Consider the following 25,826-nt stretch of genomic DNA (forward strand, 5'->3'; position numbering starts at 1 on the left):
CAAAAATCAAATAGACCACACCAGACAGTTAATTCGTCTTCCATTTCGTTTTTCAATTCCTTCTTCTGCAAACCTCTCACTCTTTCGCCCAATCTTTCGGGGGATTTGGCGGACACCAAAACAAGTTTTTACTAGTCACTCCCAAGGATTCCAGAATTTCTCGCATTACATCTGTGCAATACATCCAATATCCCAAATCATCGTACATTTTATCTGGATTAAATTCTAAATTATAATGCAACACATGGGGAAGTCCGGCAAATTGATCGGATGATTGGGGAGAAATCAACAAAACTCGGAATGGTTTCCCTTCACATTTTGCTTTCAATTTATGCAGCAAATCTATCACGTATCCGCGATCGGTAATACCTGTGCGAATAAATAACGCTTCGTCACATTTTTTAAGCGTATACCAAAAGCGTTGAGAACGGGCTGAATAACGCACGCGCATCCGTTCATAAACCGGAGACATATCATTTAATGGATCGTCTGTTTCTTCAACTTCATGGGCGAAAGATAAACCCGACCATTTGCCGTGATAGATTCTCCTTTCGTCATGATTGTAATGTAAAAACTGAGGATTCCACATATCGGCAAACCCATTTTCAATCATGTCTGCCACGTCTCCAAGATTGGTGCTTCTTGTCAGATCGAAGGGAAAAGCTGGCCCGTCATATTCCATTTTGTACAATAACATTCTGGCGGCACAGCGATCGCCTAACGGAAGAATCGCTACTCGGCTAATATCTGATAATTTACACTTGTATTCAAAAATTACTGATGATTTAGCTGGCACTTTAACTCGGTTTTCCAGTCCATCTTTGCCAATTATCATTGTCCGAAAAGGCAAATCTGGTTCAATTAAATCTTCATAAACACCTTCTGGCATTCCTTTGAGGGCGCTGCGTACTTCTTTCCACATCGGGTGGATGTTATATTCGTGGTCTGATTCGTTGATGACGCGCAAAGTAGTATCGCTTTCTTTCCATAATCCCAAAAGTCCGTCGTAGTGTAAAACTTGGGCAGCTTTTGGGGTAAAGAAATTGAAAGCGGCGCTATATTCAATGTCAGCACCAGGGGGAATATTTACGCTGGTTTCGATCGCACCATCCTCACGCACCCAAAAGTAAGGAAGTGTACTTTTTTCTACCTTTTTGCTAATATAAATTCCTGGAATCAATCCGGCTTTACTTTGAATATGTGCTTGCAGTTCTTCCCAGTAAGTTGCGATCGTATAAGTATTTTTGGAAGTATTAATAACTCGCAAACTTTTCTCTTCTTGACAGGCGAAAACATGGAAACCCCAATTATCGCGATATATTGGGACTTCTTGCTTTTGAGTAGAGAGTTGTTTTGCTTGCATTAATTTGTTTTTATCGATGTCGAATACTTGGAGATCGATCGCCTCAAACATCAACCGATGCCCTAAACTATTAGGATGAGCCGCATCAGACGAAATACCAGCTTTCCAACGCCCCGCCCCATCATCGATCGCATCCAGCCAATTTAACACGGTCACGCCCCAAGTTAACATTCGATTGTGCGTATCTCGCAACAGCCAATTATGTTCCGAATAATAATCCCCATTCGGGTATAATCCAGCTAAAATGGGCATTGCTCCCAATTCTTTGGTCATTTTTACGAGTTGCTGCAATCCTCTTTCAAAATGGCGTTGTACCGCCCGTCTTTGATGCGGTGGACAATGCGCTAACCCCTCGTTACCGAGAGAAAGCGCAATAATTACAATATCGGGTTGTTCTGGTGCGACTACTAAGGGAAATCTGTCGATCGTCCGGCTGACATTAGCCCCCACTTCTGATACATTCACCAGTATGTGACCATATTTTTCCTGCAATGCTTTTTCCAGATGCCAAGCCCAACCGCGCAACAACCAGGAATTGCAACCTAAAGCTACAGAACTGCCAATAACCGCGATTTTTAAACCTTCATTTCCTTTGGTGCTTTCTTTCTGGACAATAGGTTGCTGAAAATATCCGTAGGGAAAAGGTTGCACCCAACCGAACCAGCCATCTTCTACAATTATTGTGGTTGGTGGTAGGCTAGGTTCTAATGGTATCCAACGATTATCTCCCCAAGCTTCCCACTGCACAGTACCATCGGCACTAAATCGCACATACTTATAGTTAACCTTTTGGTTATTGGATGACTCTAATGAGGAAGGAACATCGATTTTAATTTCCGTCCACCATAACGGGTAACTTTGACCATTGGTATGTAGAGGTATGCACTTATTTATGTCCCACATTCCTAACTCAGGAGTTGAACCGACAAGTGCAATAAATTCTCCCCTTTGTGTGTTTGCCCTTACTTGGAACCGATACATACATTTCTCTTCTAATGCTTAAAAATACTATGCCAGACAATGTTAAATAATCAAAAGGAAAATGCAAACTGCATATCTGTATAAAAGATCGGAGTTTACAAAGTTGCTTTGAGGTTATCACAATTAGCGATCGATTTCTGTCTTGCAGCACACCAAAGCAATTAGATCCAAATAGATCCCCGACTTCTTGAAGAAGTCGGGGATCTATTCAGGGGATCTGGAAATTACCATCCCCATGTACCGGGACCACCTTTAAAAGGCCCGACAATATCAGAGGTAATCCATCCGCCATAAAATTCACCTGCTTGCGGTGTTACTAACTCATCATTAACGTAGCAAGCATCCATTAAACTAGCATTAAATCCATAGTATCCTTGAATTGACTCAAAACCGGGGGTGGACTGAAAGTATGTCCAAGCAGCTTGATTTATGTACTTATCACCAATGCTAACATCATAATATTGCCAATACCCTTTCCATTCACATACACCTTTTTTAGGTGTAGCAATTAAATGTTCTAGTTTAATATCTTCAGGAGGGAAGTAGTAGGCAGGAGGATGACTTGTTTCTAAGACTCTTTTGCCTTTGTTGGTTTCGGCTAAAATAATCCCATTACAAATTACCTTCAAATGTTTATTGGTATCTTCTAAGCGTGCGGGACGAGGGTAATCCCAAACTGATTCTTGACCGGGTTTTGGTGGTATTGGTTGTGGTCTCATGGTGATGATTTCCTAATTTAATGAGTTTAAGCTATTGGGCGATCGCACAGCATAGCAGATGCCATGTTACCACTTGCGATAACAACGAGATGTTATTAGGTAAGGATGAAAAATTTCTAAAAATTTAGTTTGTAAGGTCTGAAAGAAACTTTCTATCAGTTGTCGATCGTCATGGTGAAAAGGAAATTCCTGATTAAACCCCTTGAAGAAATACCAGTTAAGAATTATCTTTCCTTCATCATTCAAAACTTGATGAAACTTGAGTAACTGTTGTATGGGGTCTGGTAAATGTTCCAACACATCAAAACAAACTATTGTGTCAAAATTTTCTGAGTTTGGCATTTCTTCACATAAAATAATTTTGTTTTCTAACCCCAGTTGTTTAGAGCGATACTTTACAAAATCACGATTGATCGGATTAATATCGCAATATATCACCTCTTTTACGTCTGGACAAAGTGCTGCACCGATCGCATGAGTACCAATTCCTCCACCAAAATCTAATACCCTACCTTGGGCATATTTAGCAATTAATAGTAATGTATTACCAATATAATCATGACTCGCTAAATGCCAAGCTCCTAGTTCAAACAAATAAGCATCCTTCACCCGGTCTTGATAGAAAGCTGTAGCTTGTTGCCAATCAAAATCTTTGTGACTTAACTCAGCCATTTTTTGTTGACCCGATGCTAATTTACTCTCTAATGTTTCCACATCCAAATGTAAAAATTCCTGGAGATGCTGCTTTAAATTAAAAGCATCTTGCCAAAAGCTACTTAAAAATGATGGAATTGGTGGTGTCACTCTGTTTTTATACCTTTTTGTTACAAAAATTAAACTCAAGTATATAGTAGGTTTTAGCTATTACCTGCTTTATAGTTGAGTATAGTTGGAAAACCTTGTTAATTATAAACCAAATTCTCAGGAGATAAAAATGTTTTTTACTGAATACGCGCCAGAAATTTTGCTCCGCATGGGACAACATTTAATTTTAGTAGCGATCGCCATGACAGTAGCAACTGCGATCGGCATTCCTTTAGGCATCCTGATCGCACGCCAACCAAAAATTGCTCAACCAATTCTCGGTGTTGCCAACGCCATTCAAACCATCCCCAGTTTAGCAATTTTTGGCTTCCTAATTTCTGTACCATTTCTGGGAGGAATTGGCACAACTCCCGCCATTGTTGCTTTAACTTTGTACGCTTTACTCCCGCTAATTCGCAATACTTATATTGGCATTAATAGTGTCGATCCAGCAATTCGAGAAGCCGGAAGAGGCATGGGAATGACAGATAATGAATTGCTGTTTCAAGTAGAAATTCCTCTAGCTTTAGGTGTAATTTTAGCAGGAGTCAGGGTAGCCACAGTTATTTCTGTGGGAGTTGCGACTATTGCAGCTGCGATCGGTGCTGGCGGATTGGGAGTATTTATTTTTCGCGGTATTGCTTCTGTTAACAATCAGTTAATTTTAGCAGGGGCAATACCCGCTGCTTTTATCGCTTTAAGTGCAGATTTTTTCTTAGGTTGGGTAGAAAAGCAACTCACACAAAACAGACAAAGAGAAGGAAAATTTCATCGCAAAATTGCTGTTGCTTCTGGCATATTAATCTTAATGATACTGGGCTTATTTGTCTTTGCCAACCGACCAACAGCGCCGACAATTGCGATCGGGGGTAAAAATTTCACCGAACAATTTATTTTAGGAGAAATTCTCGCTCAACACATCGAATCTCGTACTAAATTAAAGGTCGATCGACGCTTCAATTTAGGAGGAACTTTTATTGCTCATGAAGCTTTAAAAGCAGGTAAAATTGACGGATATGTGGAATACACAGGAACAGCATTGACAGCTATTTTAAAACAACAGCCAATCAAGAACCCGGAAATTGTCTATCAAAAAGTCAAGCAAGAATACGACAAAAAATTTAACTTGGAAGTCATGAAACCGTTAGGATTTAACAGCACCTATGCTATGATTATTCGCGGAGAAGATGCTAGACGTTTAAAAATCAAAACTCTTTCCGAAGCTGCTAAATATACTCCCCAATGGCAAGCAGGATTTTGGTATGAATTTCTGGAAAGAAAAGACGGTTATGAAGGGTTAATTAAGACTTATGGCTTCAAATTTACCAAACCTCCGAAACAAATGGAGTTAGGATTAATGTATCAAGCTTTAAAAGAAAAGCAAGTAGATTTTGTGGCAGCAAATGCTACAGATGGCTTGATTCCTGTGCTGGATTTGGTGATTTTAGAAGATGACAAAAAGTATTTCCCTCCATATTACCCTATCCCAGTTTTTAATCAAGCAACGCTGAAAAAATATCCAGAATTGCGAAAAGTAATCAATGAATTAGCTGGATTAATTTCAACTCAAGAAATGCAAAAGATGAATTATCAAGTAGATAAGCAATCTCGTCCAGTTGAAGAAGTTGCCCGGGAGTGGCTGAAATCTAAAAAACTTTAATTTTAGCTTAACCTAAAATGTAAACGAAGTTCGGAGCAACCCAATCCAAATTGGAGAATTTGCAGAATTATGCTCTGGACTTGTAACTACAAGAAATCCGGGAGTGATAAAAATTCTATCATTTATTGGGTAGCGATAAGATAGTTCTAAATGCAAAGAAGTATCTCGATCTTCTCGTCCAGAAACATCATTATTTATCACTCTTGGAGGCATACCAAAAACAAAACTTAATTGCGAACTTGTTTTACCTAAATCTGCTACAAATGCCGTCAATGCCCAACTCCAAATCTCTGCTTGAGAACCCCGAAAACCATTTAACCCACTCACGCTGGGAGAAGCTTCCGCTTTAGCATTAAAATAGCTAACCCAACCACCTAAGATCAATTTGGAACTGATTTTGTAAGTAAATTGTAAACCAAAAGCATTGGAGGAAGTTGCTGTACTTGTACCAAAAGGAAATTGAGCGAATACACTACCTTTACTGCCCGTTATATTATTAGTTATACCAGGTTCGGGTGCATAATAATGACCATAAGTAAAAGCAAATCCAAATTGCTCAGTTGGAGTATAACTTATTTGGCTCAAGAGAGTATATTGACCCTTAAATAGTCCTTCTCTCACATTACTAAGGGAATCAGTTAAATAACTAATACCGCCAGCTAACTTGTCAGTGAAATTGTAGTAAATTACTCCACCACCACCGAAAGCAAAAGAATAAATCGGACTTTCTGCACCAAAATTTGATATAGAATTAACTGGATTAAAAGCTGGAAAAATCCTCGTAGGAAAGTCGGCAATAGGAGCGATCGCTACAATCCCACGCTTCCCTAGAGGAAATTCATAAAATAGGGTTCCTAATCTTATATTATTGTTAGTATTTATTGTGAGTAAACGAGTCATTTCTGTGCCAGTGACACGGCTAGCAAAAGGATTAACATTTCCGGCTAATAGTTGGGTTCGCAATCTATCTTTTCCGGTAAAGCTGGTATCAAAGTTAAGTATTACTGCTCCTGATAAAGTGAAATTATCTTCTAATTTTTCCTGAGAACGACTTCCAGGAGAAACGGCTTTCCTGTCACCAAAAGCACTAATTAAGTTAAAATTTGCTGTACCTCGTAAAACTGTAGTTGGAGTAAATTGGTGCCTTTCGATAGAAGCTACTCGCTGTTCTATGTTGTCTACTTTGGCAGTAATATTTTGTAGTTCTGTGGCAAATTCGGCTTGCAATCTTTCGATAACTAGCAAGTCTTCTTTTTGAGGAAATTGATTGTTAAAACTTTCAATTAAACGCCTAATACTGGTTAGACAACTATTTAACCCTGCGGCAAATTCATAGCGACTCATTGCCCGCTCGCCATTAAAATTTCGCTCAGGAGAACCGCTAATACAGCGATATTTTTCGATTAAATTTCTTAGGGCTTGATAAGCCCAATGGTTAGGAGTAACATCTAACAACTGATTGACATTGACGATCGCTTCGTCAAGTTCAGGAGGAGGGCCACTATATAATCTTTCGATTTGCTCAAGGGTACTTTCTTCGTCTTTAAATTCGGAATTATAGGTGACTAAGGGTGATTCATTGGCATTATTTAAAGATGAGTCTCTCAGAGGATTTGAGTTGAAGTTTGCTTGGGCTACAACTGGAGATAGGATGAGTAAATTACAACTCGCGATCGCTAAGGTAATAGAAAATGGTAGATTTAAGATTTTCATGATTTTATTGACAACTTATCCTCACACTTACAACCCCATTAGCTGTAAAAATTGCTAAAGAGAAAATTTTTATTTTAATAAGGTCGAATTTTCAATTCATTATTTACAGCTTCGATCGCTTTTTTAGCGACATCTTCAGGAACTTTCGTGTACTCCAACTGCTCATTAAATGTTTGACCCTTGATTAAAATCCAATTCAACAAATTTTGAATTGCTTTTAGCATATCTGGATTCAGATATCTTCTATAAACTAACAACCAAGTTAAACTTACCAAAGGATAACCATCTTCAGGATCTTTGATATCTTCAGTAGTAAAGTCATCATTAAATTTGACATTTGCTAGAGCTTTTTTGGTTTCTGCCAAAGTTGGTTGTACGTAACGACCTTTCTGATTTTCAATACTAGCAATAGATAGATTGTTGGCTAGAGCAAAATTACTTTGTACATAACCAATAGTACCATCAACTCTGCTTATTTCTCCTGCTATTCCACTATCTGTGGGAAAAGCAGAAAATACATTAAATCCCCAATCAGGATTTCTACTAGCTAGTACTTTTCCTCCAGTAATTTTGTTTAAGTATTTAGTGAGGATAAAGCTAGTAGCGCAGTTGCCAGAACAAACGACTACTTGAATTTTTTGATTGGGAAGGCTGGAATTAATCTGTTGCCAATTGGTAATTTTACCTGTAAAAACTTTCACTAATTGCTCGCGAGATAATCTGACTTCTCTTTTCACACCTGGCAAATTATAAACAATAGCTAATGCACCTCCTCCTGTAGGTACCATTAACAAACCATCTTCCATTTGATTTTTTTCAATAGGTGTGGGAATTAAACTACTGCCACCAAAGTCGATCGATTTGTTCACAAACAACCGAATTCCACCACCACTGCCAATAATACTGTATTTAAATTTTTCTCCTGTTTGCTGTTCGTATTCTTTGCTATATCGCTGATAAAGAGGTTCGGCAAAAGAATCACCAGCACCCCTAAGCAACTGTGCCCAAGCTGCATTAGTAGTAAGAGAAATCGTTGTTATAGTTAACGTGGCAGTTAATTTTTTCTGCCAGTTGTCGATCGCTTTGATTTTCATTTGTGTCTGATTAAGTAAGGTTTGATAGCGATTAAAAATTGTAGCTACGTAAGCCAAACTATTGTTTTTAATTAGTCAGTATATGCCAACTTGATGTTGGGTAGTCCCAGAATTATAGTCTGGGACTTTTAATTGACTAAATCTGAATTTTTTTGCGGTTAATGATGACTTTACTACCATCAGGAGCAATTTCTAACCAAAAATCCTGAAGGACAAATTGATAGTATAATTCGCCAAGACGAGTACTCCGCCAAATACTGATAAGTTGGTCATTTGGTGCCCATCTTTTGAAAGCTTTTGTGGCAATTTCAGGAACTCCGCTGGGATCGATTTGTTCATCAACTTGAAGGACGGTACCATTAGGAGTAACTTGTACTTCCACTTCAAAGCCTTGTTGATTTTTGCCTCTGAGTATGTACATTAATGAACCGTCAGACTTGAGTTCTATTCGGGCTTGGTTAAATTGAGCATTAGTTACTGTTTTTGCTGAAGACATTGCTGGAGGTGCTACTTCTTCTAAGGGAATTTTGCGGACTATTCCCCCTAAATTTTGGGCGATTAGTATGTTTCCAGACTCAATTTTTGATTGAGCTTGTGCTTTACAGGTATAGATGAAAGAGGCAGAAACAGCCATCCCTGTAATAATTAAAATGCTTTGCCAAGTCTTTGCGTAAAACATCATAGTTTTTTTAGTTGGTTGGTGTTTTTTGGGCAGTGCGATCGAGCAATTCATTTTTAGAACTTATCTTTGAGTTGAGCAAACAGAGCATCAGGAATTGCGTGTTCCTTTAAGTAAACAAAATTATCTTTTTTACCTGTTGGTAACTAATAAACTGAGATAGATACCAAATTAATCTTCACTAATTTGAGTATAAGCAGGAAGCAAAATACCTTCTCGAAACAAGATATCCATAAAATTCTTTCGCAGAATGCGCTGAATGTGAAGATGTTTTCCGGGCTTGACTTTGGTTAATGTTCGCAGCATTAAGTTAGATTCACCTAGACTTTCTACCCCATCTATTTGTGTGGGTTCGAGTACATCTGAGTAATTAGCTTTTAATTGTTTTCCTACCTCCTCAATTACTTGATAAACATGAGCAAAGTTAGAATTGTAAGGTACACCAACTTCGACTACGGCAAAGATGTATTGTTTGGAGTAATTGGTAATTGCACCCATCTCACCATTGCGAATAATTTGTAATTGACCGTTGGGATGTCGGATGCGGGTGGTTCTAAGTTCGATCGCTTCCACAATCCCCTCTAATTTTGTTTCTTCGTCTTTTCTCAACTCCACATAATCACCCACTAAATAGTAGTTTTCAAACAGAATAAAGAAGCCGCTGACTATATCATTTATTAATGCCTGTGCGCCTAAACCAACAGCTATACCAACAATACCCGCACCAGCTAGTATGGGAGTTGGATTAATGTCGAGAGTATAAAGGATGGAAACCCCAACGGTGAAATAAATTAAGTATTGCAATAAGCTGCGAAATAGTGGAATCAATGTTAAGCGCCTGCTTCTTTGGATGTCCGTCAAATTTTGTTCTTTAAATACTACTTCTTCAGCAATTAAATAGATAACTTCAAAAATTACCTGACTTAAGAAAATCATGGCAATAATTTTGAGTACTCGCAGACCGAAATCTGACATTTTGGCGATCGACTCTACCTGCTGAACTACCAATGTGGCGATGCAGACGTAAATGACAAATTCTAAACATCGCTTGAAAAATGGAATCAGGTGTCGTAGGCGATCGTAGAATCTTAAAAAGTTATCAGGACTAGAGTATTTGATGGTGAGAGCATCGAAAATATCAACGATCGAGGCGACTGCTTTGAGGATAAGTAATCCCACAGCAGTTATCAAGTATATTCTTAGTCCGATCGACAAATATTCCGAAATTATTGCTGGAAATTGGAGAAACAGAACACAAGAAATAATTACCCACAGCCAAATTCCCCATTTGATTCTTTGATAAAGTGCCTTGAAGAAAGCTTCAATAATATCATCATCTGCGGTGCTTTTTTCTATGTTTTTGGCACGATTACTCGCTACTTTCAAACTATATTTGAGTAATTTCAGTGCGATCGCTGCTACAATTATTGCGCCAATACTTTGAGCAATACCGATTCCCAAACTGAGCCAAAATCCTGCCGGGATTTGCCCAATCAAGTCTATTGTATATTTTTCCAGGTCTTGACCTTGATAAATCAAAAAACCATTAACACCTATAATCAAAATACACAACACCGAACATACAAGTAACAACAATCTTGTAATGTTCCGGCGCATGATTTTAATTCGGCGATCGTCCAGATTGAATAAGGAAAATTTAATCAATAGCTTGGATAATCTATTAACTAACCAAATTAAGGATAGAAAAATAATTATTACCAAACCAACTTCAGCCAAGATAATTAATAAGTTGCTCATTGTTTTTACTAAATTGTTTTTGGGAGTTAACGCAAAAATCAAATCATTTGAATATTTTAATTACTTTGCAGTACAAAATTATTGATTCTGAGTTAATTGAGGTTTTTTAATAAATTCCAGAAACCGAGTTCTGTTTCTTCCCCATTCCACTTTTTGCTTGAATGGGGACAGAGACAAAATATTTTTTGTTACCCCACTCTTTTTTTCAATTATTAACTGCGCTCTCTGCAAGTTTGCGTTTTTCTGGTTCGGTTCTCAGTTCCACATGGAGGAAATCGATACCCTCTTGCTCCAGTAATTCTAATATTGTTAGATTCAATTCTCTCTCTGCATCAAAGTAGAGATTGTCATCGTTAACAAAAGCAATAACTTCAATTACTCTGGCATTCTGCTCGATTTGTTTAAACCGAACTATACATGAGGGAGAAAAACCCTTAATATTTTTCGGCATTTGTTCAATAGCAGAGCAAATTTTCGCGGTTTTCTTAGCGGAAATTCCGTCAATTTTGAGAATTAAATTAATTCCCCACTTTAATTCATCGCCCGGATTTTGTGACCAATTTTCCACAACTCCAGAAATCATTCTAGAGTTGGGCATTTTCACGATCGAACCCCATTTAACAACATGAAGTGTTGTGGTTCTAAATCCGATATTAAGTATTTGTACAAAGCCCTCTAACCCCGTTACTCCAACCCAATCGCCTTCTCGATAAAGGTTATCAGAGTAGATAATAATTGTACAGAACCAGTCATAAACAATATCTTTCAACAGCAAACCTAAAGTAATACCAGCACCACCTAATAAACCAACTAGTGCTGCTGCTGATTGCCCTAAAAAGATTTCACTAATCTTGATAGCAATGACGATAATTGCTGCTGATTGAAAAATTTTCGGCATCAAAGGTCTGAGCAATTCATCCAACTCAGTGTCGCTCTGTAGCAACAGATTAGCAATGATTTGACCGAAGATAGAAGCCGCTCGATAAACAGCATAAGCAATTATGAAAACGACTATCAAATTGAGCGCCCTGCCGATTGTTTCGCTCAATTGAAGACCTAATTCCTGCGCCAGAATTTCCTTGACAATCCACAATCCACCAATCAAAATCAACCAACTTAAAGACGGTTTGAGAATCGCAATTAATTCATCGTCGAGAGTGGTCTTGGTTTTGCGAGTAAAGCGCTCAATAGTTTTAACTATAGCTGCAATTACAAATCTTCTCAACGTTTGAGTCAGCGTCAATATGATAATGACGGTAACTATTTTGCCAATGGGTACGCCCGAATAATCGAGATTTTTCAGCGTGTCTAAAATTGCTTGCATAGTCTTTCCTCAGCTTGAAACAAAACTTCTTAGATAGTGTAAATACTTAATACTGAATTAAGTATCAAGAGCAAATCAGGGTTACTGATATCATGTCCGCTTGATTACCCATAATTCCCATTGCACACCACCCTGTCAACGGGCAGGAGGGGTTGTTTATTAGGGGGAATTTACCGGAAATGAATGAGTCAGTGAAATGCTGGACTGCTCCAGATGATATCCATCTGGATTTGCTAAATGTTCCTGTTGATACCAAGACCATTAAGAATGTAGTGGAAAAATATAAGAAAAATATAAGATGAAGAAAATTTTCAATTTTCTTCATCTTTTTCCTACCAACACATTTTCTGTTTACTTGTAGGAATCCCAGATCTGCGATCGGGAATGAACAACAGGACTTACGCAACTGGCACATACGAAAAAGTATGTTGTTGCGCTTGGGCGCCTTTCTTTAGCGCTGAAGCGCAACAACATACCTAGAAAATTCGGCTCTCCCGTAATCATGGTGATAAGTAAACCTAATTAATTAGCCAAGTGCTTACTTCACAAGGTTTCCCAGTCCCTAGTCCCCAGTCCCCAGTCCCTAAAACCAGGGTTTTCCACCACAAGTACGGGAGAGCCGTTACAACCGAGTATAATCGCCAGCGCTCACTTCAAACTTGCCAATGCAATCTTTGTGTCCTCAGAGGAAGCTTCACTAACCATCCCTGAATATTCCCCGTTATAGTTGGTAAATTCAGAAGGTGCTCTGCGAATATTAGATAGACGAATTTGCCAGTCGGAAACTTCTTCGTAGGTAAGGTGATGAGTGTTGGAAGTTGTTGTCCATACTCCCCAAAGACAGGTGTCTTCAAACTGTAACAGTCCTGCCTTACGTAAGCTTTGGGCTTGCCCAGTTCCAGGTAAGGGAATAATGCTGTAGCAAGAAGTCTGAAATTCCAATTGCGGGTTAATCTCTACCAGTTCATCCACCAGTTCTGCGATCGCTTCTTCAAGACGTAACAAGTCCTCATGGTCATCATCGGGTAGCCCGATAATGATGCCATAACCAATGACAGGTACACCAGTTCTGACTACAGATTTCATTAATGTACAATGCTCTTGCCAAGGCAGGAGCTTTTTGTAGGCTTCTCGTCCAAACACGGGACGTTCGGCAGGAATATAAGCTAAAGGACAACCGACTTTGCCATCCCAGCCAAACAGTGCTTCAATCAGTTCTTCGTCAGGTCTGAGGTCGGTGCTTTCGTAGTTACGCCCAGCGCCGAGAGTTGTTTTTCTCAGTTCTAAACCATTGGGCCACATGAGAGTTATTCCCATCTCCCGTGCGCCATTGGTAATTTCCAGGATCTCTTCTCGTCCTCCCGGAAAGAGTCCACGAGCGAGGAATTGATCGGACCCGATATTGATCGACTTAGCCCCTGCTTCTTTCTGGATCTCCAACCATTTCAGGGTTGTTTCTGGGGACATTCTCCGAAAACCTGTGCCGTAGGTGGGTGTCATGCAAAAATCGCAGGTGCGATCGCAACCAATGTCAGCCACTACCGAACCGACTGGCGCAAATCCTTGGACATTGGGGAGTGTTCCTAAACAGTCCCGCGCCACTTCCAACGAGGGTAGTGCCCACTCATCTGGACTTTTGGCTTTAGTCTTCTTGGGATATTGTTTACCATCTGCGAGAATCACACCCGTAAGTTCTTCTCTAGGGGTTCTTCCCAATACATAGTCAAAAATAGCCCAATTCGCTGCCCCTGATTTATCCTGAACTACTGCGGTTGCGCCAGCCTTTAAGTAGTGCTGTGGTTCAGCGAAAGCATCCGAACCCCCAACCACAATGGGACGACCTCCCTTTGCCAGATGCTCAATCAGCATACAGCTAACTTGACGATCTTGCGAGAAATTAATTGTAACTCCCCAAGCATCGAATGCGTGAGGATCGAGAGCCGAAATGCTGCCTCCTACATAGGTTTTCCGTAGAGTCATCCCTTTCCAGAAAACTTGCCCAAATTCTTCACTATAATCGCCATCTCTGAGGTTGACTAATCGTGCATCAAATCCCCCTGCTTGCAAGTCAGCTATTAAAACTTGCTTGCTGATTAAAGAACGATTTCTGTACAGAGAAGTCCAATTTTTGCCTTCAGAATCGAATAATCCTGTTGCTGGAACTTCAACTAATCCAATTGTTGGAGATTTTTTCGCTTCCATAGTTCAGGGTTGGTTATCTACAAATGACTGTCAGAAACTTTTGAGCCGTCATGCTGCCAATTCTTTGGAACACTAAAACAAGTCGGGGAAATAATCTTCTATTAGACATCTCCAAAAACTCTTGTGGGGTAGGCATCCTGCCTGCCTTTGAGATTCTTTGTTGGAGATGTCTATTAAAATAGAAGGATAGGTGAACAAATGTGTAAACTGAACAAAATTTCCAATTTTTTTAATAATTCCCTTCTAAGGGAATTATTGATGTTTGAGCTTATGCCAAAATTTTTGCATGGTTTTAATTTGTCTCCCATGATATCTTGGTGATTTGGGCGATCGCAGAACACCTGCATAGCACCTAATTACTGTTCTTCTTAGTTTTGTGACTCAGCTATTCTAAAACCAGCGTGTTGATAGAAATGAGGACGGAACCAATTGCGATAAAACTTTAACGCTTCTGTTCCATTTGTTGCCCAAGCACCACCCAACATCATCTTATGTTGGTTATCAAAAAAAGGTGTTGCATTGTCTTCATAAAGAAAGTGACTTTTAAATCCGGGCAATGGGTTAAAATCATCACTCAACCATTCCCAAACATTTCCCCTTAAATCATACAACCCGGAAGGACTTTCGGCTTGTTTTAAGATACCCACTGGACTGGGCGAACCAAATTTTAAATTGAGATTGAAATTATTTACTGTATCCAATCCAGAAGTTTTTCTATTCGCCTCAGATCCATAAGTTGCTAAATGCCATTCCGCTTCACTCATTAAGCGAATTCCCTCACCTTTCCAGCGACAGTAAGCCATTGCTTCATAATGATTTACTTCTACGGGCCAATCTAAAGGTAGGTCAATCTCATCAAACATTGCCCTATAGTTGTAGCCACCATTATTAGGTATCCAAAATTTGGGATGTTTGACGTTATATTCAGTTTTCCAAGCCCAAGATTCTTCATTCCAGTAAATTTGTTTTTCGTAGCCACCAGCATTAACAAATTCCTGAAATTCTGCATTGGTTATCATATATTTGCTGGCGGCAAATGGCGCAACATTGACTTGCCGATCGCCATATTCACAATCCCAACCAAAAAGCGGAAAATCTTCGGGTTTACCTACTTCAACTAACCCTCCAGAAATTTCGATTATTTCATTATGAGAAATGTCACTATTAGAAGGTGCATATTGCCAATTTTCGGGACGTGCAACTTTCTCTACAGGAAGTTGCCTAATTAGCATAGATGAAGTTTCAAAATGAATGCGCTGATGTTCAATTCCCATAATCAACGCCCAAAGGGGGTGATTTTGATGAATTGGCAGATTAAGCGCTGTGTTTTTAATGATTTTTGAAACGATTTCATAAGCTTGATTCCGATATTCCCAAACTTTTGCTAATTCAGGCCATTCAATATGAGAAATTGCGGCGTTTAGTTCGTCAGGAGTTTGCGGATCGACCCCAACTCCAAAGATGAATTCGTAATCCGGGTTAATACTTTTATCTAACAAATTTACCATCATTAATTTGTTGATGTAAAAACCCGCTGAATGACCCAAATAAAAAATTAGGGGATTGCGTAAGGAATCAGGATTCAGATAGAATGTTTCTTCTCCTACTATACTTTTCATCAGCGAATCTTCCAGTTCCCAAGCGTTTTGAAAGTAACTGAAGATGGCTTCTCTACTACAAGTGTTTAGTTGAATTGGTAGTTGAAGTTTCAGGGTGTTCATGCTGGAAATTTTTGTTTGTTGAATGGGTTGGGGTACTAAGCTGAGGGCGCGATCGCAAAGAACTATCTCGCTGCTTGACAAAGGGTTAAACCAAACCAATTTTGCGAATCGGTAAAGCTTTTTATGGTCTTTAATCCTTTGAAGTCTAGGTCTTTTTGCACAGTTTCTAAATCAAACTTCCGAGAGATTTCGGTGAGCATACTTTCCCCAGCTTCCCAATTAACTTTCAAGTCTAAGCTTTCTAAATGTACAACATGGCTTTTTTGGCAATGCAAGTACATTTCAATTTGATTTTCCTCTTGATTGTAAATAGCTTGATGGGTGAATAAGCTGGTATCAAAATTGCCTTGAAAACGCCAGTTTAAATGGTCAAGCATATTCAAATTAAAAGCCGCCGTTACTCCTTGAGAGTCGTTATAAACCGCTTCTAAAATTTCTATGGGTTTTTGCAAATCAATGCCAAGCAAAAAGTAATCTCCTGGGGCAAGTACATCCCTGATTTGGTTTAAGAAAAGATCATATTCCTGGGGTGTGAAATTGCCGATCGAACTCCCCAAGAAAAAAATCATTCGTGCTGGCAAAGAGGTGGGTTTTAGTTGGGCGAGGGCTTGTTCATAAGTGCCTACTAATGCTTTAATCTGTAAATTGGGGTAGTCCTTTTGTAATTGAATGGCACTAGCTTCGAGAATGCTTTCACTAACATCGATCGGCACATATTTACAGGAATAATTTTGCGCTTGATAAGCATCTAACAACAGGCGAGTTTTTGTCGAACTACCACTACCTAATTCTACTAATTCACAAGCACCTGTTATCTGGGCAATTTCATCAGAGTATTCGCGTAAAATGGATGCTTCTGTTCGTGTCGGATAATATTCTGGCAACTCACAAATTTGCTCAAATAGTTGCGAACCTTGACGATCGTAAAAATACTTAGCTGGTAAAGTTTTTGGATTTCTTGTTAATCCTTGAATAACATCATCTCCATCATTGTTTAGAGTTTGGTAATGCCCCTTAAGATTTGTCAAAAATGTTGTTGCCATTTTACTTTTTTTTGATGTGGATACAATCAATATGGCAGATTTTGTTTTTGGGATCAACACTTTTTCCTAAAATATTATTTTTTTGTATGAAAAAAAAACTTACTGATTTAGTAATCTGTAATAATCATCGTCTATTGAATCGATAAGACTGAAAAAAGTTATATTAATTTTATTAATAATAAGTGATTAACAACTTCTGCCCAAAGATAGTATTTTGGGCATTTAATTACTGATTGATTAAAATTTATCTATCCTGAGAGAGCAGAAGGCAGAAGCTAAAGAAACTTTGTACAATTCTGTTTCTCCTTTTTCAATAGGTGAATAATTTAACAAGCTACAATATTCCCATTTCTTTGTAGGAAAAGGGGAAAAAGTAGTTGTTAATTTCTAGTTGGATGCTACTGGAATGCGATTTACTCCAGGAGCGCCGTGACTAAAACATTATGCCATTTTTTGTGCTAAATGAACATTGCAAAATTTCTACTTGATAACTGTCTGAATAATGGACAAAATAGAGTATAATCCGATAACTCTTTTCTAGAAGGTTGCTGAAGTTAATCCAATCAGTTAACCTCGGTCGGTTTGTATTGTCCACTTAGCTGTAGTTATTGGCATAGCGATCGTTTTTCTCTTTTTCTTCGCATTTTACGATCGTAACTTAATGGATTCATGAATTTATTTGTTGCACCAAAGCTGCTGTTCGGGTTGTAGCAGCTTTTAATTCAGCTTCTACAAGCTTATCTAATTCTGTTTGCTGTTCTACTGGAAGTGTTTGTCCTCGATCGCGTGCAGTTCGCCAAAGATTCATTAATTCAGATAAACGCTTTTGTTGTTCTGCATTAAAAAACCAATCAGGAACAAAACTTTGGATAATCATTAACGTACTAAATTCACTGCTTTCTAACTGTGCAGTTAAAGCATCTAGCGCTTCTCCTGCGGTTTTACCGATTGATTGCTTATCACCTGCGATCGCACGAAAAATCCTCTTACCACTTCCACTAGTTATTGGCAAAATAGCTACTGTAGTCATGTCTAATTGTCCTCAATTTCTTCTAAAATCATGGCAGCAATATGTCTCCGGTAGGCTACACGATCGCATCCTGTTCACTAGCAGGTAATGTTTTGAGTATATTTTCATTTAAATCATCTTGAAGTGAAGTTGTGCCATCTGCTTCTGACTCATAAAGTTCTTCGTAATGTTGTTGCTTAATTTTATCCAGTAAAACTTTTAGAGAGTCAGGCAACATCTCTATAGAGGGTGTTTTTATATCTGATTGGATCGATCGCAATACCATAAAAAAATCCCTCCTTTATACTCACTCCGATGGATAAGGATAATCCCAAAATAATTCTATTTTGATGTTGGGAAACTTCTCCTCAAATTGCTTGACTATATTTTCACAGCTTTCACAGGGTTGTAGCTCAGTGTAAAGATAGAGATTTCCCTTTACTTGAAGATCGTAGAACATCTCAAGAGCTTCCGCAATTGCTGATAATACTTCAGAACTTACGCAGCGACGTTAAATATGGTGGGATGGTGCGTTACACTGGCGTTAACGCACCCTACGGATAAACGCTTTCTTGCAAACGCTCTTTAATCAGAAATTCAACTCCTCATCGCTTCTGATGGTGTTTTATATAAATTAGAAATACTAGCATTGATAATACAGGTTATCTTGTTCGTTTAATTAGAAAGGTTGAGGACAATGGTACGACTAAAAGCTTGGAAAATCGTTGTATTAGCAACGCCGATCGCAACTATCATTGCTTTCCTGATGGTAGCAGCAGGGCAACAAATTCACGCTTGGGGAATTAATTGGATTTGGGCGATCTTTACTATAATTTTGGTGGGTTGGCGTTGGTTGTTGGTAAAATGGACGCAACCTGTGGTAGCACAAATAGAAAATGTGGTTGCTGAGGTTAATAAAGAACTGGAAGAAGCTGCTGAAGATACAGTAAATTTACCAGAGGGAAATGATGCTGCAATTAAAGCGGAAGCGGCGTTACAAGAAATATTAAAAACTGCACAAAACGATCGCCCAGTTTGGGAAGATTGGGGTACTTTTTGGCAACGCTGTCAGCAGTTAGTAATTGCGATCGCACGCGCCTACAATCCAGAAGTAAAATATCCCTTACTTAACATCTACGTTCCCCAAGCTTACTCTCTAATTCGGGGCACAGTAGATGATATGGATCGCTGGATGCAAAGATTATCTCCTGCATTAAATCAAGTAACAGTTGGACAAGCAGTAGAAGCTTACGAAGTGTATCAAAGATTAGAACCTTCGGCGCGAAAACTTTGGCAAATTTGGAATTGGGTACAATGGGTAATTAACCCAGCAGCAGCTTTAGCAAGAGTAGCTAGTCAGCGTTCTAGCAACCAAGCAACTCAGCAATTATTAATCAATTTAGGTCAACTTTTGCGGGAAGCTGCATTACGAAATTTAGCTGGACAAGCAATTCAACTTTATAGCGGTATTGCCGCAAATCTCTCTGAAACTGCTGTTGCTACACCCACTCTTCCCCAAGCAAAAACCCAAACTTTACGAGAGATTTTAACTCAAGCTGAACCCGTAGAAAAAGTAGAACAAAAACCTGTAAATATTCTATTGGCGGGAAGAACTGGATCGGGAAAAAGCAGTTTAATTAATACTTTGTTTCAGGCAGATTTAGCCGCAGTTGATGTTTTGCCCAGTACAGATAAAATTCAAAGTTATGAATGGAAAGCCCAAACCGGAGAAAGTTTAACCCTTTGGGATACTCCTGGTTATGAACAAATAAAGCGGGGAGAGTTACGGGATTTAGTAATTGATTATGCGACAAATGGCGATCTTTTGTTATTAGTTACTCCCGCTTTAGATCCAGCTTTACAAATGGATGTAGACTTTCTGCAAGATATTAAAGGAGAAGTTGCAGATTTACCTGTAATTACAGTTGTAACTCAAGTCGATCGCTTACGTCCGATTCGGGAATGGGAACCTTTTTATGATTGGCAATGGGGAGATAAACCAAAGGAAATTGCCATTCGAGAAGCAACTGAATATCGTGCTAAACAGTTAGGAGAGTTTAGTAAAATCGTTGTACCTGTTGTTACTTCCGATAGTCGAAGTAATCGCCAAGCTTGGAATATTGAAGCGCTATCTTTGGCTTTGGTAAATGCGATCGCACCCGCCAAACAACTCCGTTTAGCCAGATTTTTGCGTAACTTAGAAGCGCGAACTGTCGCTGCTGCTAAAATTATCGATCGTTACACTTTCCAGATGACAACTACTCAAGGATTAGCAAGTTTCTTGAAAAGTCCAATCCTACAATTCATCTCTACCATGTCTACTGGATCGCCATCCTTAGCTTTTGCCTTAGCTCAACAAATTCCCGTAGAACAATTGCCTGTTGTTATTGGTAAACTGCAAATGGCTTATGACATTTACTCCCTGTTAAATGACAAAGTTAAACCGCTTGATTTTGATCTAAGACCGCTTTGGTTATTGTTACTGGAAAATTCTGCTGCGCCCGATCGCGATGCTTGGGCATTTGGTCACACTATAGTAGAGTTTTGGACACAGAATCTCACAGTTACACAACTACAGGAACGATACAATTACTATTTGAACTCTACTAAAAAGTAGAAATTTGTTATTAGCGTTAGTAACTTGAATTTAAGAGGCTTTTTGGTAAAGCTTCTCTGTTTTCCCTAATTCACGAACTGACGCTTTTTTCTGAATGATACTTTCCAAAGATTGGCTATACTTTGACAACGAAGGAGATGAATTTAAATTAGGCATTTCTTGCCAACAGTGGCGACAGTACCAGAAAATTTGGTTATGACGAATATGCCGCAACATCGTATGAGAACAACAGGGACAACTTGCCATTTTCTTAGACCTCAATCACTAACAGAGGAAGGATGACAATTGATTTACCAGCGATGATTAGAGGATATGAGGCAAATTTGAAGAATTTTTGAAGATGAGCCTAAAGTAACGGGAAACTTACAAAACTACATGATTGTTTACACAACATTACCGGAGCAGGGGAACACAGGGGCTCGCTTAGGCTCGCTTAGGCAGCGGAGATACCTTAAAACTCAGAACTTTCTTCCTAACTCAAAACTCTCTCAAACGAAGCTAAGAACTTTCCCCAGTCCCCTAAATAATTTGATGTTCCAGAAAACAGTTAGTTACAACTGACAATAAATCACGCTTGGTAAAAGGAGCAATTAAATAATCAGTAATTCCCAGTTCTTTAATTAAAGAAATCGCTTCAGATTCGTAGTTGGCAGTAATTAAAAGGCTTGATGCTTGTAAATTTTGTAAACTCGATTTGATTCGCTTGAGAATATCATCTCTTTTTAGCGAATAAAAGTTTAATTCAAAAATGATTAAGTCAAATTTCAGATTAACAGCTAAATTCAAACCTACGGCGATGTTACTGATTAATGTAATTTTAAATCCCTCCATATCTAGAATTCGGGCGATGTTTGTGCCAAACTCTAAACTACTGGAGTAATTATCTTCAATAATTAAAATTCTAGTCACTATTCCTCTCCTGGGGTCACAAAGGTTGCACAGTCTTACTTAGGCTAAAAATTTTACCAGGGGCTTCTCATCAATAATTTTAGACATACTAATCAGCAAATCTCCTCTAGCAAAAAACATCCATCAAACCTTTGAGGATGACTACTGCCATATTAAAAAGAAAATTTGAAGAAAATCTGAAGTTTACAAAAGTTAAAGTTTTCTGCCTAAACTTTGGGACACCTGTTCAACTAATTTTATGATGTTGAAAGGTTTAATAATTACACCAGCAACTTGCTCTAACTGCTGTTGATCGGCAGAAACAGTCCTAGCGGTTAATAAAAAGACGGGAATTTTCCGTGTTGCTGAATTTTCTTGTAACTTTTGCAACATCTCAATCCCATTCATTTTTGGCATAGAAATATCTAGTAAAATTGCATCTAAGGCTTCCGAATTGGCGATGCGAAGTCCTTCTAAACCTGAACCTGCTAGCAACACTTGCCACCCCGCTAACTCTTCCAAACAAGTTTTAATGACTTGTTGAATTGCCTCGTCGTCGTCAACTACGAGAATTTTTTTACTCATAATTCAATACACAAGCTGTATTTTAAGTCTGCAATTATCCATCATAGTTAATTAATTAGGACTACGCTTCAGGCGGCGAATAATTCGCGTTGCTATTTCAGTTCCCACTACTGATTTGTTAATGTAATCATCTGCGCCAGCAGCAAAGGCTTTTTCAATTTGTTCGGTTCCAGTGTGTGAGGAAACAAATAAAATTGGCAGATGATGCCATTGGGGATCGTTGCGAACTACTTGACACAATTCTACACCGTTGAAGTCAGGCATTTCTAGATCGAGAATCAGTAAATCTGGTGTGCAAGCGGTGAAAATCTGCCAGAAATTTTGGGGATTTTCTAATGTTGTGACTTCTACACCCCAAGATTTTAAGAGGGTGGAGAGATGGGCTAAGGCTACTCGATCGTCATCAACAATCATAATCCGATTTCTGGAGGTTTTTTGGTGTTGAGCAAGTACTTCGCTCACTACTTTCAGAATTTGATGAGCAGGTAATGGTTTGTGTAAAAAAGCACTAGTTCCTAACCGAGCAACGGCTACCCGATCGCTCAAACTTTCTCTTCCCGTTAAAGCGATCGCCGGAATGGGAGGAACACGCCCAGTTATTTCTTCTAGTAAGGTGATGCCATCTTCTTTACCGCTAGGAAAGTTCAAATCTAGAAGAATAATATCCGGTGGTTTTTGGGAAATTATTTTCCGGGCTACCGTCAATTCGGTAGCAATTTCTACTCGTAATCCCCAGGCGCTCGCTTCAATTCGCACTCGTTCTGCTAATGCTAAATCATCATCGACAATTAAAATTAAAGGTGAGTAAGAGTTCGCTGTCGATTGAGCAGGCAATGTAGAATTCGGTTGCACTTCTCTATATATTGCTGCGGCTAATTCCGAAATTTGCTTGATTTGTTCCGCCTCTAGTTGTAAATAATCTAATTGCAATAACTCTTCCAATTCCTTAGCTAACCTTGAGCCTTCCATAAAACCAAAAATACCCAAAGAACCAGCTAATTTATGCGCCTCTTGTTTAGCTTCTTGTTGTAATTCTGCGGTCAAATTTCCGGCTGTTAAAGCCGCTGCTGCTTCTCCAAGGATGGCGATTTGCGCTAACATTTTTCCCTGAAACTTTTCCCATACTTTAGAAGTTGCTGCTTCTACTCGCTGACGATAATCAGCATCAGTTTTTGGTTCAAGAATTTGAAAGTTAGCAGAAGTTGCTGTTTCTGGTTGATAAGCAGGGGTTCGCAGTCGATAACCTAAACCATGAACTGTTTCGATCATATCAGTTGCTCCTGCTGCTTTAAGTTTTTGGCGCAAACATTTAATATGAGTACTCACAGTTTCTTCTCCCGGTGCTTCGGCAAAATCCCACAAGCGATCTAAAATAGCACGACGGCTAAAAATCTGCTTAGGATTTAATAAAAATAATTCCAATAAGCAATATTCTTTCGGTGTCAGGTGTAAGAGTTTTTCTCCACATTTTACTTCGTTATTCACCGAATCAAAACAGACATTTTCCCAAGTAATTACCGAAGAGGAAACAGGTTTTCCTCGCCGTAGTAAAGCGCGAATTCTTGCCATTAATTCTTCTGGATCAAAAGGTTTTACAACATAGTCATCGGCTCCAGCATCTAAGCCCATAACGCGATCGTTACTACTATCCTTGGCTGTTAAAAGTAAGATTGGGTTATGATAACCTTTAGCCCGGAGTTGCTTACAAACACTGATTCCATCGAGTTTAGGAATTACAATATCCAGCAAAATTAAGTCATATTCGTATTCTAAAGCTAACTCCTGCGCTACTAATCCATCGGCAGCTACATTAACAGTATAATGGTGATTTGAGAGCGTTTCAGCTAGGGCTGAACTAGTCAAAGAGTCGTCTTCTACTAATAAAATTTTCATTAAGTTTTCTTCCTCAATGGAGGGTGCGATATGCCTACGGCAGGCTATGCCAACGTTAAGATTTTTAATGGTTGGTTCCTGCTGGTTGCACTAGTTATTTATTAAGCTGTGGGTTATCAGCCAGTAGCTTAATAGATAGCTCATCCCTTCTGGACGACCTGTTTAAGTTGGCTGCTGAGTAATGGATACTTTTATTGTCGCTGGTTTTTTAGTAGTTACTGTTACAGAAAAGAATTAATTTAGAATTGCTGTAACCCTATAGATTTATATGATTTTGGGAGTTAGAGAGAGTTACAATTCAAAAGAAATTCTAAAATTTTGCGAAACACAGAGATATTGATGAGCTAATTACAATTAATTCGGAAATAGCAAAAAAGTTATTAATATTCATTTTTGTTGGAGCATTTGCCAAAGCAGGATTTAGAGATTTTCCCCCTAATTGTTTTAATGCTTTCTGATGCGCTGCTAATATTAGTAATACTTTGTCTGGTTCGATAGTTGATTCCAACCAGAAATTGCGATCGCACAGTTTAGCAGTTTCAGTTTGCGATCGAGCTTCCGTCCGATCGCCTTTCTAATACTTACCTAAGCATCGCACCTCCCATCGCACAGCCAACACTTCCCGCGCCGCCACTTCCATCAGTTTCTCGCTATGCGATCGCGCATTTAAATTTGCTTTTATTTAAAAGGATTCACAATTTCCAGCCTATTTTCAACAACTAACCCATCCTGCATATCTTCAGAATAAAGGATACTTGCTCCTGCTTCCAAGGCACTAACTAGAAACAATTAACCCATCCCAAAAAGAGAAATTATACCGACTCCGCAAATTAGAAGCTAGTATCAAAGTTTCATAATTGATATTGACTACAACACAACCATTATAAAATTCTTGAATTGCTTGTTTAATCTGATTTTCATTAAAACTAGCTTTTCGGTTGAGAATAGAGCAAACTTCATTGATTACTTGGATGCTAATCACCACGTTTTCATTTTCAGTTAATTCAATAGCAACCTGTCGTTTTCTCATTTCTTCTTCTGGTTTATTTTTGGGATCGGTCATTAAAATATACAACCAGATATTAGAGTCAAGGAAACAAAGCTGATTAGGCATAATTAGCGATCGTATATTTCATCCCTTTTCATTGAACGTAGTCCTTCTACCTTAACCGGATTTCGCATCATTTCTGCAAACATACCCGTTTTAGAAATCTTTTTAGCAGATTTCAAAATAATTACTTTTACTTCAGTTCCATCACCAAAATCTTTTTTGTACTCCTCTGGAATTTGGATTAACCCATCTTTTGTTCTAGTTTCAAACTCAAATCCTGTAAGCATTTTAACTACCTCATTGAATTCATCAAGCTTATTGTAACTCTAACTCCCTATTTTTGAATCATCCCCCAACGCTTCCATCAATTCAAACTTCAATTTACTCCGCACCTCATCCAAATCTGCCATCAACTTTTGATAATCTGCCAACATTTCATCTAAATTAGCCTGTTCTACATCAACTCGGTGAGGGTTTTTAATATCCAAATTGTAATTATTTGCCTTAATATCCTCAAGCGAAACTTGCCAAGCCAACTCATTTTCCTCTCGGTTATCCCCTTCTTAACAGTTTTGCTGTTTCTCCTGCCCACAAACAAAAATCGCGATCGCACAAATTAGAAGTTTCAGTTTGCGATCGAGCTTCCGTCCGATCGCAATGCCTCAACCAAATCTTATTTAAATATTGTCACCAATAACAATTAATTGTGTACAGTACCAAAT

23 protein-coding genes are annotated in these 25,826 nt (G+C 38.7%); 2 read left to right on the forward strand and 21 right to left on the reverse strand.

Going from position 1 to position 25,826, the window contains the following annotated elements:
* Positions 1–76: 76 nt before the first annotated feature.
* From ACE1CI_RS17600 to ACE1CI_RS17610, 3 genes are all read right to left on the reverse strand, one after another.
* Entirely contained in the window at positions 77–2,344 is a 2,268-nt protein-coding gene (locus tag ACE1CI_RS17600; protein WP_413263536.1) for a DUF1796 family putative cysteine peptidase, read from the reverse strand.
* A 224-nt stretch (positions 2,345–2,568) separates the two neighbouring features.
* A complete protein-coding gene (locus ACE1CI_RS17605; RefSeq protein WP_413263535.1) occupies positions 2,569–3,063 on the reverse strand; it encodes a DUF427 domain-containing protein in 495 nt (164 codons plus the stop codon).
* A gap of 66 nt (positions 3,064–3,129) precedes the next feature.
* Positions 3,130–3,867 (reverse strand): class I SAM-dependent methyltransferase, encoded by a 738-nt coding sequence (locus ACE1CI_RS17610; RefSeq protein ID WP_413263534.1) that lies wholly within the window; start codon positions 3,865–3,867, stop codon positions 3,130–3,132.
* Between the two features lie 130 nt (positions 3,868–3,997).
* Here ACE1CI_RS17610 and ACE1CI_RS17615 point away from each other — a divergent pair, with 130 nt between their 5' ends.
* Entirely contained in the window at positions 3,998–5,527 is a 1,530-nt protein-coding gene (locus ACE1CI_RS17615; RefSeq protein WP_413263533.1) for a glycine betaine ABC transporter substrate-binding protein, read from the forward strand.
* 12 nt (positions 5,528–5,539) lie between these two features.
* On the opposite strand, the gene ACE1CI_RS17620 is transcribed toward ACE1CI_RS17615, so the two are convergent.
* The 11 genes from ACE1CI_RS17620 to ACE1CI_RS17670 form a co-directional block, all read right to left on the reverse strand.
* Positions 5,540–7,240, reverse strand: a complete 1,701-nt coding sequence (locus tag ACE1CI_RS17620; RefSeq protein WP_413263532.1) for an iron uptake porin — start codon at positions 7,238–7,240, stop codon at positions 5,540–5,542.
* A gap of 74 nt (positions 7,241–7,314) precedes the next feature.
* Positions 7,315–8,391: a substrate-binding domain-containing protein gene (locus ACE1CI_RS17625; RefSeq protein ID WP_413263531.1), complete on the reverse strand. Its 1,077-nt coding sequence runs from the start codon at positions 8,389–8,391 to the stop codon at positions 7,315–7,317.
* 79 nt (positions 8,392–8,470) lie between these two features.
* On the reverse strand, positions 8,471–9,016 hold the full coding sequence (locus ACE1CI_RS17630) for a hypothetical protein (protein ID WP_413263530.1): 546 nt from the start codon (positions 9,014–9,016) through the stop codon (positions 8,471–8,473).
* A gap of 168 nt (positions 9,017–9,184) precedes the next feature.
* Positions 9,185–10,771 carry a mechanosensitive ion channel family protein gene (locus ACE1CI_RS17635; RefSeq protein WP_413263529.1) on the reverse strand — a complete coding sequence of 529 codons (1,587 nt, stop codon included), beginning with the start codon at positions 10,769–10,771 and terminating at the stop codon, positions 9,185–9,187.
* 205 nt (positions 10,772–10,976) lie between these two features.
* Complete coding sequence (locus tag ACE1CI_RS17640) at positions 10,977–12,095, reverse strand: mechanosensitive ion channel family protein (protein ID WP_413263528.1); 1,119 nt, start codon at positions 12,093–12,095, stop codon at positions 10,977–10,979.
* Between the two features lie 648 nt (positions 12,096–12,743).
* A complete protein-coding gene (locus ACE1CI_RS17645; protein ID WP_413263527.1) occupies positions 12,744–14,297 on the reverse strand; it encodes a radical SAM protein in 1,554 nt (517 codons plus the stop codon).
* Between the two features lie 368 nt (positions 14,298–14,665).
* The gene (gene ovoA / locus ACE1CI_RS17650; RefSeq protein WP_459564031.1) at positions 14,666–16,018 is read right to left on the reverse strand and encodes a 5-histidylcysteine sulfoxide synthase; all 1,353 of its coding nucleotides are present in this window, start codon (positions 16,016–16,018) and stop codon (positions 14,666–14,668) included.
* Positions 16,019–16,080: 62 nt separating this feature from the next.
* Positions 16,081–17,061 (reverse strand): L-histidine N(alpha)-methyltransferase, encoded by a 981-nt coding sequence (gene egtD / locus ACE1CI_RS17655; RefSeq protein ID WP_496615537.1) that lies wholly within the window; start codon positions 17,059–17,061, stop codon positions 16,081–16,083.
* Positions 17,062–17,728: 667 nt separating this feature from the next.
* Positions 17,729–18,091, reverse strand: a complete 363-nt coding sequence (locus ACE1CI_RS17660; protein WP_496615538.1) for a hypothetical protein — start codon at positions 18,089–18,091, stop codon at positions 17,729–17,731.
* Positions 18,092–18,146: 55 nt separating this feature from the next.
* Entirely contained in the window at positions 18,147–18,356 is a 210-nt protein-coding gene (locus ACE1CI_RS17665) for a hypothetical protein (protein ID WP_413263523.1), read from the reverse strand.
* Between the two features lie 21 nt (positions 18,357–18,377).
* A complete protein-coding gene (locus tag ACE1CI_RS17670) occupies positions 18,378–18,548 on the reverse strand; it encodes a deaminase domain-containing protein (RefSeq protein WP_413263560.1) in 171 nt (56 codons plus the stop codon).
* Between the two features lie 219 nt (positions 18,549–18,767).
* Between ACE1CI_RS17670 and ACE1CI_RS17675 the strand changes: the two genes are divergently transcribed.
* A complete protein-coding gene (locus ACE1CI_RS17675; RefSeq protein ID WP_413263522.1) occupies positions 18,768–20,687 on the forward strand; it encodes a GTPase family protein in 1,920 nt (639 codons plus the stop codon).
* Between the two features lie 30 nt (positions 20,688–20,717).
* Here the strand turns inward: ACE1CI_RS17675 and ACE1CI_RS17680 are convergent, their stop codons facing one another.
* From ACE1CI_RS17680 to ACE1CI_RS17710, 7 genes are all read right to left on the reverse strand, one after another.
* Entirely contained in the window at positions 20,718–20,933 is a 216-nt protein-coding gene (locus ACE1CI_RS17680; protein ID WP_413263521.1) for a hypothetical protein, read from the reverse strand.
* A 273-nt stretch (positions 20,934–21,206) separates the two neighbouring features.
* A complete protein-coding gene (locus ACE1CI_RS17685; protein ID WP_413263520.1) occupies positions 21,207–21,596 on the reverse strand; it encodes a response regulator in 390 nt (129 codons plus the stop codon).
* Positions 21,597–21,788: 192 nt separating this feature from the next.
* On the reverse strand, positions 21,789–22,160 hold the full coding sequence (locus ACE1CI_RS17690; protein WP_413263519.1) for a response regulator: 372 nt from the start codon (positions 22,158–22,160) through the stop codon (positions 21,789–21,791).
* 51 nt (positions 22,161–22,211) lie between these two features.
* Positions 22,212–24,053, reverse strand: a complete 1,842-nt coding sequence (locus tag ACE1CI_RS17695; protein ID WP_413263518.1) for a response regulator — start codon at positions 24,051–24,053, stop codon at positions 22,212–22,214.
* A gap of 775 nt (positions 24,054–24,828) precedes the next feature.
* Complete coding sequence (locus ACE1CI_RS17700; protein ID WP_496615539.1) at positions 24,829–25,116, reverse strand: PIN domain-containing protein; 288 nt, start codon at positions 25,114–25,116, stop codon at positions 24,829–24,831.
* A 53-nt stretch (positions 25,117–25,169) separates the two neighbouring features.
* Positions 25,170–25,391, reverse strand: a complete 222-nt coding sequence (locus tag ACE1CI_RS17705; RefSeq protein WP_413263516.1) for a hypothetical protein — start codon at positions 25,389–25,391, stop codon at positions 25,170–25,172.
* A gap of 39 nt (positions 25,392–25,430) precedes the next feature.
* Positions 25,431–25,640, reverse strand: coding sequence for a hypothetical protein (locus ACE1CI_RS17710; RefSeq protein WP_413263515.1), 210 nt, complete (start codon positions 25,638–25,640; stop codon positions 25,431–25,433).
* Positions 25,641–25,826: the final 186 nt, after the last annotated feature.

The organism is Floridaenema flaviceps BLCC-F50 (genome assembly GCF_041929275.2).
GTDB lineage: Bacteria > Cyanobacteriota > Cyanobacteriia > Cyanobacteriales > Aerosakkonemataceae > Floridanema > Floridanema flaviceps.

Bases quoted from the DNA above. Each gene is read 5' to 3' on its own strand.
- ACE1CI_RS17615 (WP_413263533.1), top strand. From the start codon at position 3,998: ATGTTTTTTACTGAATACGCGCCAGAAATTTTGCTCCGCATGGGACAA.
- ACE1CI_RS17600 (WP_413263536.1), bottom strand. From the start codon at position 2,344: ATGTATCGGTTCCAAGTAAGGGCAAACACACAAAGGGGAGAATTTATT.
- ACE1CI_RS17680 (WP_413263521.1), bottom strand. From the start codon at position 20,933: ATGGCAAGTTGTCCCTGTTGTTCTCATACGATGTTGCGGCATATTCGT.
- ACE1CI_RS17675 (WP_413263522.1), top strand. From the start codon at position 18,768: ATGGTACGACTAAAAGCTTGGAAAATCGTTGTATTAGCAACGCCGATC.
- egtD (WP_496615537.1), bottom strand. From the start codon at position 17,061: ATGGCAACAACATTTTTGACAAATCTTAAGGGGCATTACCAAACTCTA.
- ACE1CI_RS17635 (WP_413263529.1), bottom strand. From the start codon at position 10,771: ATGAGCAACTTATTAATTATCTTGGCTGAAGTTGGTTTGGTAATAATT.
- ACE1CI_RS17640 (WP_413263528.1), bottom strand. From the start codon at position 12,095: ATGCAAGCAATTTTAGACACGCTGAAAAATCTCGATTATTCGGGCGTA.
- ACE1CI_RS17700 (WP_496615539.1), bottom strand. From the start codon at position 25,116: ATGACCGATCCCAAAAATAAACCAGAAGAAGAAATGAGAAAACGACAG.
- ovoA (WP_459564031.1), bottom strand. From the start codon at position 16,018: ATGAACACCCTGAAACTTCAACTACCAATTCAACTAAACACTTGTAGT.
- ACE1CI_RS17665 (WP_413263523.1), bottom strand. From the start codon at position 18,356: ATGGTATTGCGATCGATCCAATCAGATATAAAAACACCCTCTATAGAG.
- ACE1CI_RS17660 (WP_496615538.1), bottom strand. From the start codon at position 18,091: ATGACTACAGTAGCTATTTTGCCAATAACTAGTGGAAGTGGTAAGAGG.
- ACE1CI_RS17645 (WP_413263527.1), bottom strand. From the start codon at position 14,297: ATGGAAGCGAAAAAATCTCCAACAATTGGATTAGTTGAAGTTCCAGCA.
- ACE1CI_RS17695 (WP_413263518.1), bottom strand. From the start codon at position 24,053: ATGAAAATTTTATTAGTAGAAGACGACTCTTTGACTAGTTCAGCCCTA.
- ACE1CI_RS17630 (WP_413263530.1), bottom strand. From the start codon at position 9,016: ATGATGTTTTACGCAAAGACTTGGCAAAGCATTTTAATTATTACAGGG.
- ACE1CI_RS17620 (WP_413263532.1), bottom strand. From the start codon at position 7,240: ATGAAAATCTTAAATCTACCATTTTCTATTACCTTAGCGATCGCGAGT.
- ACE1CI_RS17605 (WP_413263535.1), bottom strand. From the start codon at position 3,063: ATGAGACCACAACCAATACCACCAAAACCCGGTCAAGAATCAGTTTGG.
- ACE1CI_RS17690 (WP_413263519.1), bottom strand. From the start codon at position 22,160: ATGAGTAAAAAAATTCTCGTAGTTGACGACGACGAGGCAATTCAACAA.
- ACE1CI_RS17705 (WP_413263516.1), bottom strand. From the start codon at position 25,391: ATGCTTACAGGATTTGAGTTTGAAACTAGAACAAAAGATGGGTTAATC.